The 15779-nt window shown below is 61.3% G+C and carries 16 protein-coding genes; 5 read left to right on the top strand and 11 right to left on the bottom strand.

Annotated elements, in window-relative coordinates; translation table 11 throughout:
* On the top strand, positions 1-276 hold a 276-nt coding region (locus BN2503_RS15470), incomplete at its 5' end, for a transposase (protein ID WP_491893069.1).
* A 202-nt stretch (positions 277-478) separates the two neighbouring features.
* On the opposite strand, the gene BN2503_RS21370 is transcribed toward BN2503_RS15470, so the two are convergent.
* The 11 genes from BN2503_RS21370 to BN2503_RS15420 all read right to left on the bottom strand — a co-directional run bounded on the left by BN2503_RS21370 (position 479) and on the right by BN2503_RS15420 (position 12961).
* The gene (locus BN2503_RS21370; RefSeq protein ID WP_353611898.1) at positions 479-1246 is read right to left on the bottom strand and encodes an ATP-binding cassette domain-containing protein; all 768 of its coding nucleotides are present in this window, start codon (positions 1244-1246) and stop codon (positions 479-481) included.
* 920 nt (positions 1247-2166) lie between these two features.
* A complete protein-coding gene (cydD, locus tag BN2503_RS15465; protein WP_233495099.1) occupies positions 2167-3720 on the bottom strand; it encodes a thiol reductant ABC exporter subunit CydD in 1554 nt (517 codons plus the stop codon).
* Between the two features lie 94 nt (positions 3721-3814).
* A complete protein-coding gene (gene cydB / locus BN2503_RS15460; RefSeq protein ID WP_054257533.1) occupies positions 3815-4813 on the bottom strand; it encodes a cytochrome d ubiquinol oxidase subunit II in 999 nt (332 codons plus the stop codon).
* Between the two features lie 13 nt (positions 4814-4826).
* Positions 4827-6236: a cytochrome ubiquinol oxidase subunit I gene (locus BN2503_RS15455; protein WP_054257532.1), complete on the bottom strand. Its 1410-nt coding sequence runs from the start codon at positions 6234-6236 to the stop codon at positions 4827-4829.
* Positions 6237-6342: 106 nt separating this feature from the next.
* Entirely contained in the window at positions 6343-7275 is a 933-nt protein-coding gene (locus tag BN2503_RS15450) for an alpha/beta hydrolase (protein ID WP_082366634.1), read from the bottom strand.
* Positions 7260-7859 (bottom strand): class I SAM-dependent methyltransferase, encoded by a 600-nt coding sequence (locus BN2503_RS15445; RefSeq protein ID WP_054257531.1) that lies wholly within the window; start codon positions 7857-7859, stop codon positions 7260-7262. The genes BN2503_RS15450 and BN2503_RS15445 overlap by 16 nt, the downstream gene beginning before the upstream one ends.
* 9 nt (positions 7860-7868) lie before the next feature.
* Positions 7869-8612, bottom strand: coding sequence for a c-type cytochrome (locus BN2503_RS15440; RefSeq protein WP_139235487.1), 744 nt, complete (start codon positions 8610-8612; stop codon positions 7869-7871).
* Between the two features lie 11 nt (positions 8613-8623).
* Complete coding sequence (locus BN2503_RS15435; RefSeq protein WP_233495098.1) at positions 8624-9988, bottom strand: NAD(P)/FAD-dependent oxidoreductase; 1365 nt, start codon at positions 9986-9988, stop codon at positions 8624-8626.
* The gene (locus tag BN2503_RS15430; protein ID WP_054257530.1) at positions 9988-10332 is read right to left on the bottom strand and encodes a c-type cytochrome; all 345 of its coding nucleotides are present in this window, start codon (positions 10330-10332) and stop codon (positions 9988-9990) included. The genes BN2503_RS15435 and BN2503_RS15430 overlap by 1 nt, the downstream gene beginning before the upstream one ends.
* A 2-nt stretch (positions 10333-10334) precedes the next feature.
* Complete coding sequence (locus BN2503_RS15425) at positions 10335-11558, bottom strand: hypothetical protein (protein WP_054257529.1); 1224 nt, start codon at positions 11556-11558, stop codon at positions 10335-10337.
* Positions 11559-11563: 5 nt separating this feature from the next.
* On the bottom strand, positions 11564-12961 hold the full coding sequence (locus BN2503_RS15420; RefSeq protein WP_054257528.1) for a c-type cytochrome: 1398 nt from the start codon (positions 12959-12961) through the stop codon (positions 11564-11566).
* A 475-nt stretch (positions 12962-13436) separates the two neighbouring features.
* Here BN2503_RS15420 and BN2503_RS15415 point away from each other — a divergent pair, with 475 nt between their 5' ends.
* The 4 genes from BN2503_RS15415 to BN2503_RS15400 are packed head-to-tail and all read left to right on the top strand — an operon-like array spanning position 13437 to position 15765.
* Positions 13437-13826: a DUF6858 family protein gene (locus BN2503_RS15415; RefSeq protein WP_054257527.1), complete on the top strand. Its 390-nt coding sequence runs from the start codon at positions 13437-13439 to the stop codon at positions 13824-13826.
* A gap of 22 nt (positions 13827-13848) precedes the next feature.
* Positions 13849-14847: an arsenic resistance protein gene (locus BN2503_RS15410; protein WP_054257526.1), complete on the top strand. Its 999-nt coding sequence runs from the start codon at positions 13849-13851 to the stop codon at positions 14845-14847.
* 13 nt (positions 14848-14860) lie between these two features.
* Positions 14861-15304 (top strand): group II truncated hemoglobin, encoded by a 444-nt coding sequence (locus BN2503_RS15405; RefSeq protein ID WP_054257525.1) that lies wholly within the window; start codon positions 14861-14863, stop codon positions 15302-15304.
* Positions 15301-15765, top strand: coding sequence for a hypothetical protein (locus BN2503_RS15400; protein ID WP_054257524.1), 465 nt, complete (start codon positions 15301-15303; stop codon positions 15763-15765). Before BN2503_RS15405 ends, BN2503_RS15400 begins: the two co-directional genes overlap by 4 nt.
* Positions 15766-15779: the final 14 nt, after the last annotated feature.

Below are 15779 nucleotides of genomic sequence, written 5' to 3'. Positions count from 1 at the left end.
AGAAGGCAAGCGGTAGAGCCTGCGATAGGGCACTTGAAACACGACAACGGCATGGATCGGTGCTGGCTCAAGGGATCCATGGGCGATGCGTTGCACGCGGTGCTGTGCGCAGCCGGCTACAACATCCGCTGGCTGCTGCGGGCGATCGTGCGTTTGGGCCTCAAGGGGCTTTTTGCGCCCCTGCTCGCACGACTGTGGATCTGGGCTGCGGCGCTGGCTATGGCCACGCAGGCGCGCAGAACCCGCTGTGGATCGCTGGGTTGGATGTTGCGGTGAATTTTGCAGGGCCGACTAGATATCGGATCTGGTTTTTTAAGATGCGTTTGGTGGCTTTCTATTGATTGGTTTAGAAACCATGAGAAAAATACGCACCTCAAAACGCGGAACTCTGATACTGATACACCAGCACAATCAAGAAATGTGCCAATGTCTTGGCAGGCCACTTTATTTTAAAAATCAGTAACTTACAAAAATGCAATCAGAATCGCAAAGGAATTTGGCAGAAATTGGCAGTCACTTTGGCGGTATTTGACAGTGGCCAAGCCTGCCGAGGCCAGATCGTGGGCAGTACCTGAGGGTCGTGTGTGACGAGCACGCAGCACCGTTTTGCCAGCCAGGGGCCGCATTGTGTTAGCAGGTGCTGCACTAGTTGGGGTTCCATTCCTCTGAAGGGCTCGTCCAGAAGAACTAAAACGGGATCACGTAGCAGCAGGGCAGCCAGTTGCAGTCGACGGGCTTGTCCACCAGAGACACGGCTCCCCCGAGTCCCTAAGCGGTACTCTAGGCCCTCCCCAGTCTGCAGTAGTACAGCATCCAGGCCCACTTGGCGCAAGACCTCCCATAGGTTCACATCGGGCTGCGGTTGAAGGCCCAGGCCCAAAAATTCACGTACGCTGAGGTCCAGCAGCATGTCGGACTGGGATAGATAAGCCACCTGACCCACTGGAGGGGCATGGTCGGGGTTCAAGAGGTTTTGACCCTCACGCCACAAGCCTCCCGTTAGCGGGGCCAACTCTCCAGCCAGGGTGTCTATTAAGCTACTCTTGCCGGAGCCACTTGGACCGTGAACAACTAACGGTAAACCAGGATGTAGTACTGCATTCAGCGCCTGGGGGTCTGCAGTTTGGCGCTGGCACCGTAAGTCATGCACTACCAAGTTTGTGGTGTGATCTGTTGCATCGTGCGTCAGTACGGCGCAGTCAGGCGAGGAGATCGCTTTTGTTTGGCAGGGAGACTCCAGTGCCATTAGGCGTTCGGCAGCAGCTTCGCTTTCACCAAGACGCCATAGAGCGCCCGGCAAGGCCCCCAATGCTTCGTTCAAACCAAGAGTCATGAGTGCTAGCAGGGCCAGAGTGGGCGCATTCACAGCGTCGTACCCCAAAGCAATCACGCACAGGGTTGCCAAGGCAACAAGTCCTTGGACACCATGCTCTCCTAAGCTACCCACAGCCTCTTGCCTGCGCTGACGCTGAAGTTGAGCATGATCGAGTGTTGCTAGTTGCGTCAGGCTGGTATGGGCTTTGCCAAAACTGCGCAACTCTGCCAAGCCTGCGAGATGGTCCATCACCGCGATACGCTGAATGGCCCTGGCCTGCACGAGCGCATGGCTGCGTAAGCGTCCCCAGCGAGCGGCAGTCACAGCCATTGTCAAGGTAGCGAGGCCACTGAGCGCAATACACAGAGCTATCGACAAAGGACCCGCTACGGCGGCAATCGCTACCGATACACACAGGCTTGCGCAACCTGCCAGAAAGGGGCCAAACACCCGCAGCGGTGCACCATCTAGGGTGTCTATGTCAGCCATAAGACGCGTGACGATATCGGTATCGCGGAGAGGGTTGCCTTGGCGAGGCTGGTGGGCCAGATTTCGGAAAACACGCACGCGTAAGTTGGCAAGCAGCCGAAAGATCGCCTCGTGGCCCAGTACCCGCTCGGCATATCGACCTGCTGTACGAAGTAGCGCCAGACCGCGAATGGCGGAAGAGGGCGTGAACACATCGAGACCCACGAGCAATCCTAGGCCTGCCATGCCACTTGCTGTAATGAACCAACCTGACAGGGCTAAAAGGGCTGCACCCGCTATCCAGGTCAGCGCCAAGCAGGCAAATGCCAGGGTCAACCAAGATTGGCGTGGCCGGTATAGCTCCCGAAGGAAGCGTCCTACACTCATGCCGCCTCCAGTTTAAAAATACGATCGCAGCGCGCAAGCACGACTGGATCGTGGCTGGCAATAACCATCGCCACACCCCGTTCACGGGCGCAGCCCCAGAGCGTGGGCAGCAGGGTGTCGCGGGTGTCTGCGTCCAGTGCTGCGGTGGGCTCGTCCAGCAGCCACAGCGGCGCCTGCTGCAACAACGTACGAGCCAAGCCTATGCGTTGGGCTTGGCCGCCAGACACGCCCTGGTTTTGGTCCCCAATTGGCGTATCCAAGCCCAGAGGCAATTGAGGATCCGGCAGGGGTATCCCCGCAGCCGCCAAGGCTGCAAGGAGCACAGCGTCTTCACGCCCATCTGAATCTGTGGGGCAGCCCAGCAACAAGTTGTTGCGCAGGGTGTCATGGAACAAGTGAGGGCGCTGGGCTAGCCAAGACCAACGCTGGCAACGTTTTACTTGCCCGTGCGTTGGTGGAACTAAACCAGCCATCAAGGCAAGCAGAGTAGATTTTCCGCTCCCGCTAGGTCCAGAGATGCCCAGCACCTCGCCCGCATTCAAAGCTAGGTTCAATTCTCTGAACAGGGGCGGGGCATCTGGGGCGTAGTGAAAACTGACCTGATCCATTGCCAGCACTTGGCCTGGCGAAGGAGGCGCTGTATTCGAGGTCTCCTGCTTGGTGACCGCCCTTGCCTGAACCCAGGGTGCCAAAGTTTCCGCTGCTGCCTTTGCGGCCGTCAGGTCATGGTGAGCCTGGGCTAATTGACGTAGCGGCAAAAAGCACTCTGGAGCCAGCAGCAGTATGAACAGGCCATCGCGTAAAGTCAGGCTAGGTGCAGGACCCCATGCAATCATGCCCAGCAGGGCAAAACCGATATAGATGGCCAGCAAGCCGATGGCTACAGCGCTGAAAAACTCCAGGGTAGCCGAAGACAAAAACGCTACACGTAGCACGCGCATCGCAACGCGGCGGTACTCGTGGGCGGCTTCGTAGACCGCTCGCTCAGATTCGGCAAGCGCGCCCGTTCGGCGTAGCCAGGGCAAAGTTTCCAGGCGCTCCAGCAAATGGCCCGCCAACTCGGCTTGGCGGGTTTGTTGGGTAGCATGCACCGCTTGGGTGCCCAGACCGATGAGCGCCATAAACGATGGAATGATTGGGGTTGCCAGCAGCAGCAGCAGTCCAGCAACCCAGTCTATCGAAAAGACTGTTACTACGATGGCAAGAGGCACTAGTACCGCAGCCTGCCGGGCGGGAAGATACCGTGCCAGGTAGCCGTGCAAAGCATCGACTTGATCGATTAGGCGCTGTGTCCACCACGCAGGATTGCCCTGGGCTCGCAGCCACAGCGGCCCCTGAGCGGTGGCATGCTCCAGCAATTCCGTTCGCAGGACTTGGCGTGCCTGCAAAGACAAGGCTTGTCCCGCCCTGTCACGCACCCAGTGGCCAAGAGCTCGCAACACCACGCCCGTTACCGAAAGAACAACCCACCAGCGGTTTGGCGGGATACCTTGCACAGCAGAATTGACCCAATAAGCGAGTGAAGCACACAAAAGCCCCAGCCCCAGCACCCCAGCGAGGGATCCGGTAGCAGCTTGGTATAGGTAACGCCCCTGGCGCTGGCGCAAGCGCGCCAGGAAGCGGTGGGGCGTTAGTGTTAAAGCTTCAGTGGTAACCGGCACCCGCCCGCACCTTGCCGCGGAAGACGTAGTAAGTCCAAGCGGTGTACATCAGCACAAAAGGAATCACGAACAGCACGCCCACCAGCAGAAAGAGCTGGCTTTCTGGGGCAGAGGCCGCGTCGTGGAAAGTGTAGTTAGGAGGTACCACGTAAGGCCATTTGCTGAACAGCAGTCCCCCATAGAACAGCGCGAACAGCACGATAGTACCGATGAACGGGAGGGCTTCGCGGTTCGTGCTCAGCCATCTCCACAACAGACCTGCCAGGATCACGGTCATTGCCGGGATTACCCACAGCCAGGATAGATTGCCAAACCAGCGGTCATGTACGTAGCTGTCGAGCATGGGAGTCCAGATGCTGACGACGACAAAGAACACCATCACTGCCATCAGTAGCTTGCGCGCCCAACCGCGCCCCCGCTCTTGCAGAACACCTTCGGTCTTGAGCACCAGCCATGTGGCACCAAGCAGGGCATAGCCAACGACCAAGCCGAGGCCCGTCATCACTGTGAAGGGGGTCAGCCAGTCAAACGCCCCACCCACATAGCGCATGTTTTCCGTCTTAAAGCCCTGGATGTAAGAACCTACAACCGCACCTTGGGCAAACGCCGCGACAAAAGAGCCAATACTGAAAGCCGCGTTCCACCAGTAACGGTTTCGTGCCGATGCTTTAAAGCGGAACTCGAAAGCAATACCCCGAAAAATCAAACCCGCCAACAACAGAAATACACCGATATAGAGCGCAGGTAGAAACACCGTGTAAACCAGCGGAAACGCCGCCAGTAGGCCTGCGCCACCGAGGATGAGCCACGTTTCATTGCCATCCCAGACAGGTGCAACAGAATTCATCATCACGTCGCGCTCTAGTTCATCGGACGCGAAGGGAAACAGCATGCCAACGCCCAAGTCAAAGCCGTCTGCAAGAACATACATCAGTAGGCCGAAACCAATGATTCCAACCCAAAGATAGGTGAAGTCGTACATGGGTGACTTCCTTTCAAGACTTGAAGAATGAGGGGGCCATACCCGACTGCTCAAGCTCTACGGCTGACAGCGGACGTTTGGGGCGACCAGCATCTGCTCCGTGGGCGGGAACATCGGTGATGCCGTTGTTGATCACTTTGCGAAGGTAGTGGAGGCCAGCCGTAAAGACCACTGCATACACAGCGGCATAACCAATCAAAGTGAGCAGCGCCATCCAGCCTTGCAGGCTGGGGGTCAGAGCCTGGGCTGCGGTCATTACTCCGTAGATCAAATAGGGCTGGCGACCAATTTCAGTGACAAACCAGCCTGCCAGTACGGCAATGAAAGGGGCAGGAATCATCCAGACCAACGTTCGGAGAAATGCGCGTGATTGCAGCAGAGTGCCACGCCAGACCAAGAAAGAGCCAACTAGGCCAGCCAAGATCATCAGCATGCCGATGCCTACCATTACGCGGAAGCTCCAGAAAACTACTAACACTGGCGGACGCTTATCGGGAGCAACTTCGGTTAAACCTTTGATCTCACCTTCAGGGTCATGCTTCAGGATTACGCTTGCGAGCTTCGGAATGCCGATTTCGGCATGGTTGGTTTCCTTTGCCTGATCGGGAAGCGCGAACAGCAGAAGTGGCGCTCCCTTTTCGGTATGCCAGACGCCTTCCATCGCAGCTACTTTAATGGGCTGGTGCTCCAGCGTGTTCAGACCGTGCATGTCACCAATGAACAACTGCAGGGGTGAAATGAAGGCCAACAGCACCAGGGTCATCTTCAGCGCACGCTGAGCGGATTCCACCGCGTGACCGCGCAGCACGAATAGGGCTGAAACCCCTGCGACCACAAAGCCTCCCGTCAGGAACGAAGCCAGGGCCATATGCGCAAAACGGTAGGGGAAAGAAGGATTAAAGATGGCCTCAAACCAGCTGGTCACATGCACCATCCCATCACGGATTTCAAAGCCGGTTGGGGTTTGCATCCAGGAGTTAGCTGACAGAATCCAGAACGAGGAGATAAACGTGCCAATCGCCACCATGTAGGCTGACAGTAGATGCAGCCCTGGAGGAACCTTGTTCCGTCCGAACAACAGCACCCCCAAGAATGCTGCTTCAAGGAAGAAGGCCGTTACCACTTCATAAGCCAGAATGGGGCCAAGGAAGTTCGAGGCCACGTAAGCAAAGTTGCTCCAGTTTGTACCGAACTGAAAGGCCATAACCAAGCCTGAAACTACGCCCATGCCAAAGACCACGGCAAAGACTTTGATCCAGAAAGCGGCTAGACGCTCCCAATGTGGGCTAGCGGTTCGCAAGGCAATCGTTTCCAGAACAGCTATGTAGCTAGCCAGTCCGATCGTGAACACTGGAAAAATCGCGTGGAAAGACACGACAAATGCGAACTGCAGTCGGGATAAGAAAAGTGGATCAAGTTCCATGGGGGCTTCTCCGTTTGAATTGATGGCAGGTATCTATCGGCCGACAGTGATATGCAGCGACTTGTACAGATAACACTTTGAGTGCAACGGCGTCTGAAAAGGGCGCCTAAATGCGCCAGACTTTGGTCAAAAAATCGATAATTTCATGTGCATGCGGCTCTAGTGCCTCGCGCAAGTCGTGTGAGCCGTCGACGCCCAGCATTTGTACATATCCTCCCGCATTCCAAGCAGCCTCAGCTAGCCGCTCCGCGTCGGTATAGGGCACGGCCTCGTCTTGCCGGCCGTGTACCAGCAGTATCGGGGCTGTTGACTGACCAATGGTGTGCAGAGGTGCAATGTCGTCAAACTGCGCGCCGATTACCTCTTGAACATGGGTCAGGATGGCATTGCCCACCAGCCGCTGCGGCAGGCGGTGTTCCGCCAGCCAACGTCTCATTACCTCAGCTGGATGCGCAAAGGCCGACAAGCTGACAACGGCCGCCACCTTGGGCTGGCCCTGTGCCGCGTGCAGCAGACAGGCACCCGCTCCCACCGAATGGCCGAGCAGTGCTAGCCGCTGGGCATCCACGCCGGGTTGTTGCACCAGCCACCGCAGTGTGGTGGCGATGTCCTCGGCAAAGCGGGGCAGTGAGGTGAAGTCGTCGCCGTCGCTTTCGCCGTGGCAGCGGGCATCGAGTAGGGTCACCACATGGCCCGAGTCCACCAGCGGCTGTACCACCGGCCACATCATGGCCGCATTCGCCCCCCAGCCGTGCATGACCAGTACAGCGGGTGCGGCAGTCGGGCCTGCGGCATCGGGATGAGCCAGCCACACAGCCAGTCGCTTCCCTTCCGGTGTATTGAGGCGATGCGCGCTGAGCGCCCCCCGTCTCAAGGGTCGCTGGTACAGTGGCGGATCGTGTGGCAGACGTGGCGCACGCAGTGCACGGAGCAACGCGTGGTGGAAAACCCAGTGCAGACCAAGGCCTGGCCAGTGCCACGGTGTCTGCCGAGCCTTGACTGGTGCGGGCAGAGACTTGGGGTTCAGCACTTTTGCCATACGACCCGCACCACATGGGCGAGGCCCTGGTGCCCCGGTCCTTCGTCCAGCACGGTCTCACACTCGAGGCCAGTCAATTCGCGCGCGTCGGCTGCAAAGTCGGCACGCAACAGGTCCAAGGTGTAGAGCATGGCCACGTCTTTGGGGCCACCGCTGCTTAGATGCAGTTGTTTAGGGGTGAAGGCCTCGATCAGCACCAGGGCGCCGGGCTTGAGTGCTTTGAGCAGCCGTTGATGCACTTGAGTGCGGATGGCTGCTGGCAGGTGCACGAACACCAACACCAGCGCATCAAACGGCTGGACCGGCACCTGCCACTCGGTCAGATCGGCCAGCTCGGTGAGCAACTGCACGCCACGCTGCGCGGCGAGCGAGCGGGCTTTGTCCAGGCCCACGCTGGAATAGTCCACCGCTGTCACTTCATGGCCTTGCTGCGCGAGCCAGACACCGTTGCGTCCCTCGCCATCGCCGGGCACGAGCACGCGGCTGCGTGGGGCCAGGCGCTGCGCTTCGGCGGCGATGAAAGCGTTGGGCGCGGTGCCGTATTTGTAGCCGGTGCCTGAAAAATTGTGATCCCAGAAGTTCATGTGAGAGGTCTATTTTTTGCCAGTGGGCAGGTCGGCGTAGTAGCGCGCAAGCGTCTCGATCTCGCCGCGCGTGAGCTTGTGGGCGAACACGCGCATGCCCTTGGCACTGTCGTTGTTGCGCACGCCGCCCTGGTAGTCGAGCATGGTACGCACGAAGTACAGCGGGTTCTGGCCGGCCAGCGCAGGCGCCTCGCGACTGCCGCCCTGGCCTACCACGCCGTGACAACTCGCGCAGGGAGTGATGAGGCGCGTCGGATCACCCTTGCGCACCAGCAGTCGCGCATCCATGTCCCTGGGCGCAGGCTGAGCCTGCGGGCGCGGCGTGCCGTCGTCGCGCGGCACGGGCTGCACGGCATAGAAGGCGGAGACATCGGCGATCTGCTGCGGCGTCATCATCACCGCGATGTCGTACATGAGTTCGGCCCGTCGGCCCTCACGTCGCAACCCGCTCTGGTAGTCCAGCATCATCTTGGCGGTATAGGCAGCCTTCTGACCAGCCAGGTGGGGCCAGTTCAGCGTCGGCGCCACGCCGCGCTCACCGTGGCAGGAGGCGCACATGAAATGTGTGTGCACCTGCTCGCCGCGCTTGGCATCACCGGCGGGCAATTGCGCCAAAGTCTGGCGCAAAGTAGCTGGCGTCCAGGGCTGCGCCGCCTTGGCAGCCTCCGGCTCCGACGCGTGCAGGCTGGCCGAACCGGCCATCAGTAAAAGAGTAGCCAGAACGGACGGGAGGGAACGTGGAATCAGGGTCATTGTCGGTTCCCTCAGGAGAAACAATCCTGGGTGAAGGTGCGCAGCCAGGCCTGCTGGTAGCGGGCGCCGAGCTTGATCTGCGCGGGCGTGGCGTTGAGCGGCAGGTAGCGCTCCTTGCCATTGGTGCGGGCGATCTTGCCGTCCACCAGGCGGAACACGTCGGCCACGAACAGGCCGTAGTCCTTGCCCGCCAGCGCGTAACAAGTGTTCTCCCACAGTGGCTCGGGGACGGGCCGTCCGGCCAGTTCCTCGATGATGGCGCGCGCCACCACCTTGGCCTGGGTGTTGGCCGAAAAGCCGGACTTGGGCATCGCGTCGGCAATGCTGGCGTCACCGATCACGTGCACATTGGCCTGCAGCGTAGACGCGAAGGTACGGCGGTCCACCGGGCACCAGCCGCTGCTGTCGGCCAAGCCCAGCGTGATTGCGATCTGGCCGGCCTTCATGGGCGGGACGACATTGATCACGTCGGCCTTGATGACCTCGGCCTCGGTCTCGATGGTCATCTTCTTCGCGTCGATCTTCAACGTGCGGCCGCCGTCCTTGCCGCGCACCCAGCTCATCATGCCGGGCGTGGCATGCTGCTTGATCTCGACCTGGGCCGACATGCGCTTGGCATAGTCCTCGGGCAGGTTGAAGTTGTACAAGCGGTTCCAACCTAGCATCATGGTCTCGTCGGTCACGAAGCTGTCTTTGGGGTCAACGAGGATGACTTTGGCGCGCGGGTTGTGCTTCATGAACCACTCGGTCATGAGCGCGGCGCGCTCGTAGGGCCCGGGTGGGCAGCGGTAGGGGTTGGGCGGCGCCGCCAGCACGAAGGTGCCGCCCTCGCGCATGCCCTGCAGCTGCCGCGCCAGCAGCGCGGTCTGCGCACCGGGGATCCAGCCCGAAGGTACCGAGGTATTGGCCACCTGCTCGCTGTAGCCGGCGTAGGCGCCGTACATGAGTTGGATGCCGGGCGCAACGATCAGGCGGTCGTAGCCAATCTTCTGGCGACCAGCCGTGCTCACCGTGCGCGCCTGCGGATCGAAGTCGGTGACGGTGTCGAACACGAACTCCACACCGTAGCGACTGCGCAGCGCGTCATAGCTGACGTTGAGGTCTTCCATGCGCGCATGCTGGTTCAGCACCTCGCTGGAGCCGTAGGGCCGCACATAGACCGGGCTTTTCTCGATCACCGTCACGCGCAGCGTGGGGTCGAAGAGCTTGAGGTACTTGGCGGCGGTGGCGCCGCCGACGCCGCCGCCGACGATGACGATGTGCGCCGGGCCCGTGCGGGCGGGCGCCTGCGCCCAGGCCGGCAGTGAGGCTGCTGAGAGCAGGCCGAGCGAGGAAGTCAGCCAGCGCCTGCGTGAAAGATCGGCAGTCATTTCCATCATTTCCGCTCCTGCGGCTGCACAGCCGCAAAAAATTCGGCCATGGCCTGGATGTCGGCATCACTGAAGCCCCGGGCCACCAGGCCCATCAGCGTGGCCGGTCGCCGGCCCTCGCGGAAGTCCTTCATGGTGGTGACGAACTGCGCCACCGGCATGCCGGCCAGCGGCATGAAGGACTCGTCGCCGAGCCGTCCCTGTGTGCCGTGGCAGGCGGCACAGCTATGCGCCATGGCTTCACCGCTAACGGCCGGCGGCGTTGCAGCCGGTTTGGCAGTCTGGGCGCCGGCGGCGCCGGCCACGCCGAGCAGCAGTACAGCGGCGCCCTGGAATAGAAGGTGTTTCATGTTCAACGCATCTGCACAAATAGGCCAACGCCAAAATAGACCGCAGTCCAGACCACCAGCAGGCCGATGGCCACGCTGCCCAGACGGTTAATTGCCGGGCTGGGGGTGTAGGTCCCCTGCGTCTGCCCGGCCTGCCAGGCAATGGTCAGCAGATAACCCAGCGTCACCGCGCCCAGCACACCGAAGGTGCTGAAGAACAGCGCGGTGCTGTACCAGTCCATGTTGATGCGGTAGTCCAGCGCGTCGTAGCCGTGCGTGCCGGCCAGTGTGACGTAGCGCAGCACCTCTCGCGCCGCACCGACGACGATCAGCGCCACCGCCCCCGCGCCGAAGATGGCATAGCCCCAGTACCCACGGTCCAGACGGCCGCGCAGAAGCAGCGGCAAGGCCACGGTAGCCAACAGCGCCAGCAATGCGATCAGCGACCAGGGTGAGACCGCGAACCAGGCCATCTTGGCCGGCAGCGTGGCCATCCACGCTGCACCCAGCAGCACGGCCACCACGCCGCCCACCAGCATGAGCTTCTGTGCCAGCGGTGCCAGCCAGGCGATGTAGGCGACATCGGGCTGGGCAGAGCCCTGCAGGTAACGGCGGTAGGCGTAGAGCCAGGCGCCGGTCACGGGCGCGGCCAGCGCGATGAAGAAGCCGAAGCGCGGCAGGTTCCAGTAGTGCAGGCTGTGGCCGTCGGGCTGCACCACGCCACCCGGGGCATACCAGGCCATCCACTGCTCGGGGAACAGCATCTGGTTGGTCAGGCTGTGCACGATGAAACCCACAGCCAGCAGTAGGGCCAGCGAGGCCACCATCCAGACGCCGCCACGCCCGCCCTCCTTCACGATGTCATGGTTCTTCCAGTAGAAGACATACAGGGCGATGTAGCCGACGATCAGGATGCCGATGAAGCCGATTACCCACCAGGCCGAGAGCACGTTGGAGGTGTACCAGAAAGGGTCATAGACCACCTGCACGAAGAGCAGCGGCGCCACACCGAGCACGATGGCTACCGAGACCGCGATCTTGGACGTGGTCAGCATGGCCGCAGCCAGGCGGCGCCAGTAGGTGCTGGCGCTGAAGGCACCGCGCAGCGTGAGCGCACCGGCGCCCAGCATCACCTGCACGGCCGCGATGTGCAGCGCGAAGGTGAGCACACCCAGAACGAGGAAAACCAGCGGGTGAGAGGGAACGCCGGCGGGGTCGCGCAGCGCGAGGAGCATCTCAGGGGTCATGGGCTTCACTCCTTGATCGTGGAGGTGGCCGCCTGGGCCTTGGCTTGTGTTGCCGCGGGCGCAGATGGCAGGTTCAGCGTGGCGATGAAGCTGGCCAGCGCCAGTGCCTCGTCATCCTTGAACGGGATCTGCGGCATGTACAGCGTGTTGCCGGTGGACAACGCGGCCTGCAGGTAGTCAGCTATCTCCGAAGTGCTGTTGCTGGCGCTGAAGTAGTTGCGCAGCGGGCGCATGCCGGTGGCGCTGAGCGAATGGCAGTTGGAGCAGGTGGCTAGCGCCAGCACGCGACCAGCCTCAACGCGGTTGCTGTCGGTGATGGTGCGCTGGTGGTCCGGCAGGAAGACCATGGTCTTGAGGAAACCATGCGCTTCGATCGTCGGAATCTCAGAACGCACGCCCATGCCCGGCACGTCACGCCCGACCACCTGGTTGGAGTAGACGTACTGGCCGGCGACCCAGGGCTTGCGGATCGATTCGCGTGCCACTTCCTCGGGCCACAGGCCGAAGACCAGCACGGCCAGCGTCATGGCTGCCGCACCGCCGGCCACCAGGGTGCGTGGCTGCAGCAGCGTCATGGCGAAATAAGCCACGGTGGCACCCAGGATGCCTAGCAGCGCTGGCTGGAACCACGCCGGCAGGCGATTGGCCAGCACCAGCGCTGCCGTCTCGGGTAGCGTGTTCAGGTACCACTGGAACATGGCTGCACCCGCGACGGCAGAGCAAATGCCCAGCCAGGCCAGCTTGCGCGCCACGTCCTTCTTGAACGCTGCGTCCTGGAAACGCGCCGCGACGATGCCGCCGACCACCGCCGTCATGGTGAACATGAAGGCGCTGCGCATACCCAGCTGGGCGAAGGTGTTTGGGCCGTAGAAGGCATTGAGCACACCACCGGTCTCGTACCAGCCGGCCTGACCCGGCCACATCATGAAGCTCAGGATGCCGACGATCACCAGCATGGTGGTGTAGGAGGCCAGACCGAAGATGACCGACACCTTAAGGTGGGTGCGCGCGTTGAGTCGGTTCGCGAGATAGACCAGCATGTACACACCAACCACCTCAATGACGAAGAACACCCACTCAGTTGCCCACATCCAGACAAAGCTGTGAATCAGCGCCGAAATGCCACGCGGGCTGGCCACCGTGGTCGAGTACCAGATACCCGGCCCGGTGATCGAGCCCAGGACGTAGCTGAACACCAGCAGGAACAGGCCGTAGCGGCGGATGAACTCCAGCAGGTCGGGGCGCTGGTGGCGGTGGGCGTAGTTCGCCAGAAAGGCGAAGAAGATCGCGGCACCGACCGAGGTGTGCGAGAACAGCACGTGGATCGTGGCAATGAGCCCGACGATCCAACCGCTACCCAGCCCGGGTTCGAACCATGTGGGGTACAGACCGATCATTTCCATGGGTGAGATGTCTCCTGCCGGGCGCAAGGCCCTGTTGCCCAACAGGGGAATGCCGGCAGTGCTTCTGAAGAGCGTAAACAAGAAACATGCCACAGCATGCCGCCATAGGAACCTTATAAAAATCAACTACTTATAGGTGTCTAAGCGGGTGGGGGGCTTTGAAGGCAGGATATTGGCAGTCATTTCTGTCGCTTTTGACTGCCATGGGGTTGTCATGCTGGTTTGCTTAAGCTCAAGGCTTTTGTGTACTGGGTGGGCGGGCAGGGGCGGATGTGACGATATTGGCTGTCATAAATGGCGGTTTGGCAGTTTTCTTGTTCGATTATGAATGGGCATCGGTCTAAGTCATTGATTGAATTCAATTATTTCGGCATGACTGTCTGGCACGGAAATTGAGTGATCTTTTCCGTTACCACATGAACACACGAGACCAAACCCCGCTGCGCAAGCTCATCTTCACCCCGAGCGACTCACCATGAAACAACTTCACTTCCAGGAAAAATACCCGATCACCGTCTTGGACATTGGCAAGACCGAGACCAAGCACACTAGCGTGGCCGATATCGTCGATTACTTCAAAGCCTGCATCGCCAGCACCCCGCGCGTGAGCTACATCGGCACCTTCGACCACTTCGCCCACACCAAGACCATTGGTGGCGACATCGCCCCCGAGATCGTGGCCGCCAGCAACGTGCTGTTCTGCTTCGGCCATGCCCTGCCCAACCCGCAGGTGCTGGCGGTGCGTCCGCGCAGCATCGGCATCGCCGACCTGGGCAGCCACTTCGTCATCAGCTTCATGGATGCCCCCATGAAGCCGGCCAACGACGCCATGCAGGCCTGGGCCCTGGCCCTGAAGAACGCCTGACCGGCGCGTGAGGGAGCACACCATGTGGAACGTCCTCAACTGGCTGCAGAAGAACCTGGTCTGGAGCATCCCGCTGGCCATGCTGGCCGGGCTGGGTTTCGGCCAGGTGGCCGACCCCGGCTTCCTGCGCTCGGCCATCCTGCTGCTGACCTTCCTCATGGTCTATCCCATGATGGTGACGATGAACGTGAAGGAGCTGCTCAAGCCCGGTGGCGGCACGCTGCAGGGCACGACGCTGGTCATCAACTTCCTGCTCATGCCGGCCATCGGCTACGCGGCCGGCCTGCTGTTCTTTGCCGACCAGCCCATGGTGCGGCTGGCGCTGCTGCTCACCGCATTGCTCCCCACCTCGGGCATGACGATCTCGTGGACTGGCTTCGCCAAGGGCAACGTGCCTGCCGCCGTGAAGATGACCGTGGTCGGCCTGATCGCCGGTTCGCTGCTCGCCCCGGTCTACCTCAAGCTCCTGCTGGGCACCGTGGTCGAAATCCCGGTCCTTCAGGTCTTCATGCAGATCGCGCTGATCGTCTTCCTGCCGCTGGGGCTGGGCACCCTCACCCAGCGCTGGCTGATCGGCAAGTACGGCGAACCCCACTTCAACCAGAAGCTCAAGCCCAAGTTCCCGCCCTTTTCCACCCTGGGCGTGCTGGGCATCGTCTTCGTTTCCATGGCGCTGAAGTCGCAGGACATCTTCGCCAACCCCGGGCTGCTGCCCGGCCTGCTGCTGCCCCTGGTGCTGGTCTATGCGCTGAATTTCGCCATCAGCACCGTGGTCGGCAAGGCGATGTTCAAGCGGGGTGATGCCATCGCCCTGGTCTATGGCACCGTCATGCGCAACCTCTCCATCGCCCTGGCCATCGCCATGGGCGTGTTCGGCAGCGCCGGCGCCGACGCAGCCCTGCTGATCGCGTTGGCCTACATCGTCCAGGTGCAGGCCGCGGCCTGGTACGTCAAGCTAACTGACCGCCTGTTCGGTGCCCCGCCCGCGGCCGCTGCGCCGGCCCCCGCCAAGGCCGGCTGATAAGGAAACACTCATGTCCGACACCGCAAACCCCACCGTCTATGAAGCCCTGGGCGGCGCCGACGGCATCCACCGCCTGGTGGACCGCTTCTACGAACTCATGGACGAGCTGCCCGAGGCCTATGCCGCGCGCCGCATCCACCCCGAGAGCCTAGCCGGCGCCAACGTGAGCCTGTTCGAGTTCCTCTCGGGCTGGTTCGGTGGTCCCAACCTGTACATCGAGAAGAAGGGCCATCCGCGCCTGCGCATGCGCCACGCGCCTTACGCGATCGGTTCCACAGAGCGTGATGAATGGATGCTGTGTATGCGCACCGCCCTGACCGAACAGGTGGCTGATGAACCGCTGCGCGACAGCTTGCTGCAGGCTTTCACGCAGATGGCTGACCACATGGTCAACACTGACGGCCGCGCCAGCTGCGGCCACGCCCACCCGCGCCAACAACACGAAACCGCATGAACAAGATCCTTCTGGCCTTGTGCCTGGCCTGCCCGCTGACCGCGCTGGCCGGCCCCATTGAGGTCGGCCAGCCCCTGCCAGTGCCGACCCTTCAAAACCAGCATGAGCAGGCGTGGCGCATCGCACCCGACACCCAGCTGGTGATCTTTGCCGCTGGCCGCACGGCGTCCAACCTGGTCATGGCGGTGTTGTCGCCACAACCGAAAGGGTTGCTGGCCAGCCGCCACGCAGTTTACTTGGCCGACATGAGCAAGATGCCCGGCTTCATCACTCGCACCTTCGCGCTGCCCTCGCTGCGCGAGCAGCCCTTTGAAGTGGGTGTATCGCTCGACGCCAAGACCCTAGCCGAATGGCCCCGGCAGGAGAATGCTGTCACGCTGATCCGCCTTGATCAGGGGCGTGTGATGGGTCACGAGTTCGCCAGCACCGAAGCTCAGCTCAAGGCGGCGCTGGGCCTCTGACTATCCACTAGACG

This window comes from Paenacidovorax caeni (assembly GCF_001298675.1).
GTDB classification, from domain to species: Bacteria; Pseudomonadota; Gammaproteobacteria; order Burkholderiales; family Burkholderiaceae_C; genus Paenacidovorax; species Paenacidovorax caeni.
Note: the sequence above shows the minus strand (reverse complement) of the source record. Positions and strands in the feature narration are given on the sequence as shown.

What these genes read in the sequence shown, in the direction of transcription:
- BN2503_RS21370 (WP_353611898.1), bottom strand. Translation starts at nt 1,246, where the DNA reads ATGGCACTGGAGTCTCCCTGCCAAACAAAAGCGATCTCCTCGCCTGAC.
- cydB (WP_054257533.1), bottom strand. Translation starts at nt 4,813, where the DNA reads ATGTACGACTTCACCTATCTTTGGGTTGGAATCATTGGTTTCGGCCTA.
- BN2503_RS15455 (WP_054257532.1), bottom strand. Translation starts at nt 6,236, where the DNA reads ATGGAACTTGATCCACTTTTCTTATCCCGACTGCAGTTCGCATTTGTC.
- BN2503_RS15450 (WP_082366634.1), bottom strand. Translation starts at nt 7,275, where the DNA reads ATGGCAAAAGTGCTGAACCCCAAGTCTCTGCCCGCACCAGTCAAGGCT.
- BN2503_RS15445 (WP_054257531.1), bottom strand. Translation starts at nt 7,859, where the DNA reads ATGAACTTCTGGGATCACAATTTTTCAGGCACCGGCTACAAATACGGC.
- BN2503_RS15440 (WP_139235487.1), bottom strand. Translation starts at nt 8,612, where the DNA reads ATGACCCTGATTCCACGTTCCCTCCCGTCCGTTCTGGCTACTCTTTTA.
- BN2503_RS15435 (WP_233495098.1), bottom strand. Translation starts at nt 9,988, where the DNA reads ATGGAAATGACTGCCGATCTTTCACGCAGGCGCTGGCTGACTTCCTCG.
- BN2503_RS15430 (WP_054257530.1), bottom strand. Translation starts at nt 10,332, where the DNA reads ATGAAACACCTTCTATTCCAGGGCGCCGCTGTACTGCTGCTCGGCGTG.
- BN2503_RS15425 (WP_054257529.1), bottom strand. Translation starts at nt 11,558, where the DNA reads ATGACCCCTGAGATGCTCCTCGCGCTGCGCGACCCCGCCGGCGTTCCC.
- BN2503_RS15420 (WP_054257528.1), bottom strand. Translation starts at nt 12,961, where the DNA reads ATGGAAATGATCGGTCTGTACCCCACATGGTTCGAACCCGGGCTGGGT.
- BN2503_RS15415 (WP_054257527.1), top strand. Translation starts at nt 13,437, where the DNA reads ATGAAACAACTTCACTTCCAGGAAAAATACCCGATCACCGTCTTGGAC.
- BN2503_RS15410 (WP_054257526.1), top strand. Translation starts at nt 13,849, where the DNA reads ATGTGGAACGTCCTCAACTGGCTGCAGAAGAACCTGGTCTGGAGCATC.
- BN2503_RS15405 (WP_054257525.1), top strand. Translation starts at nt 14,861, where the DNA reads ATGTCCGACACCGCAAACCCCACCGTCTATGAAGCCCTGGGCGGCGCC.
- BN2503_RS15400 (WP_054257524.1), top strand. Translation starts at nt 15,301, where the DNA reads ATGAACAAGATCCTTCTGGCCTTGTGCCTGGCCTGCCCGCTGACCGCG.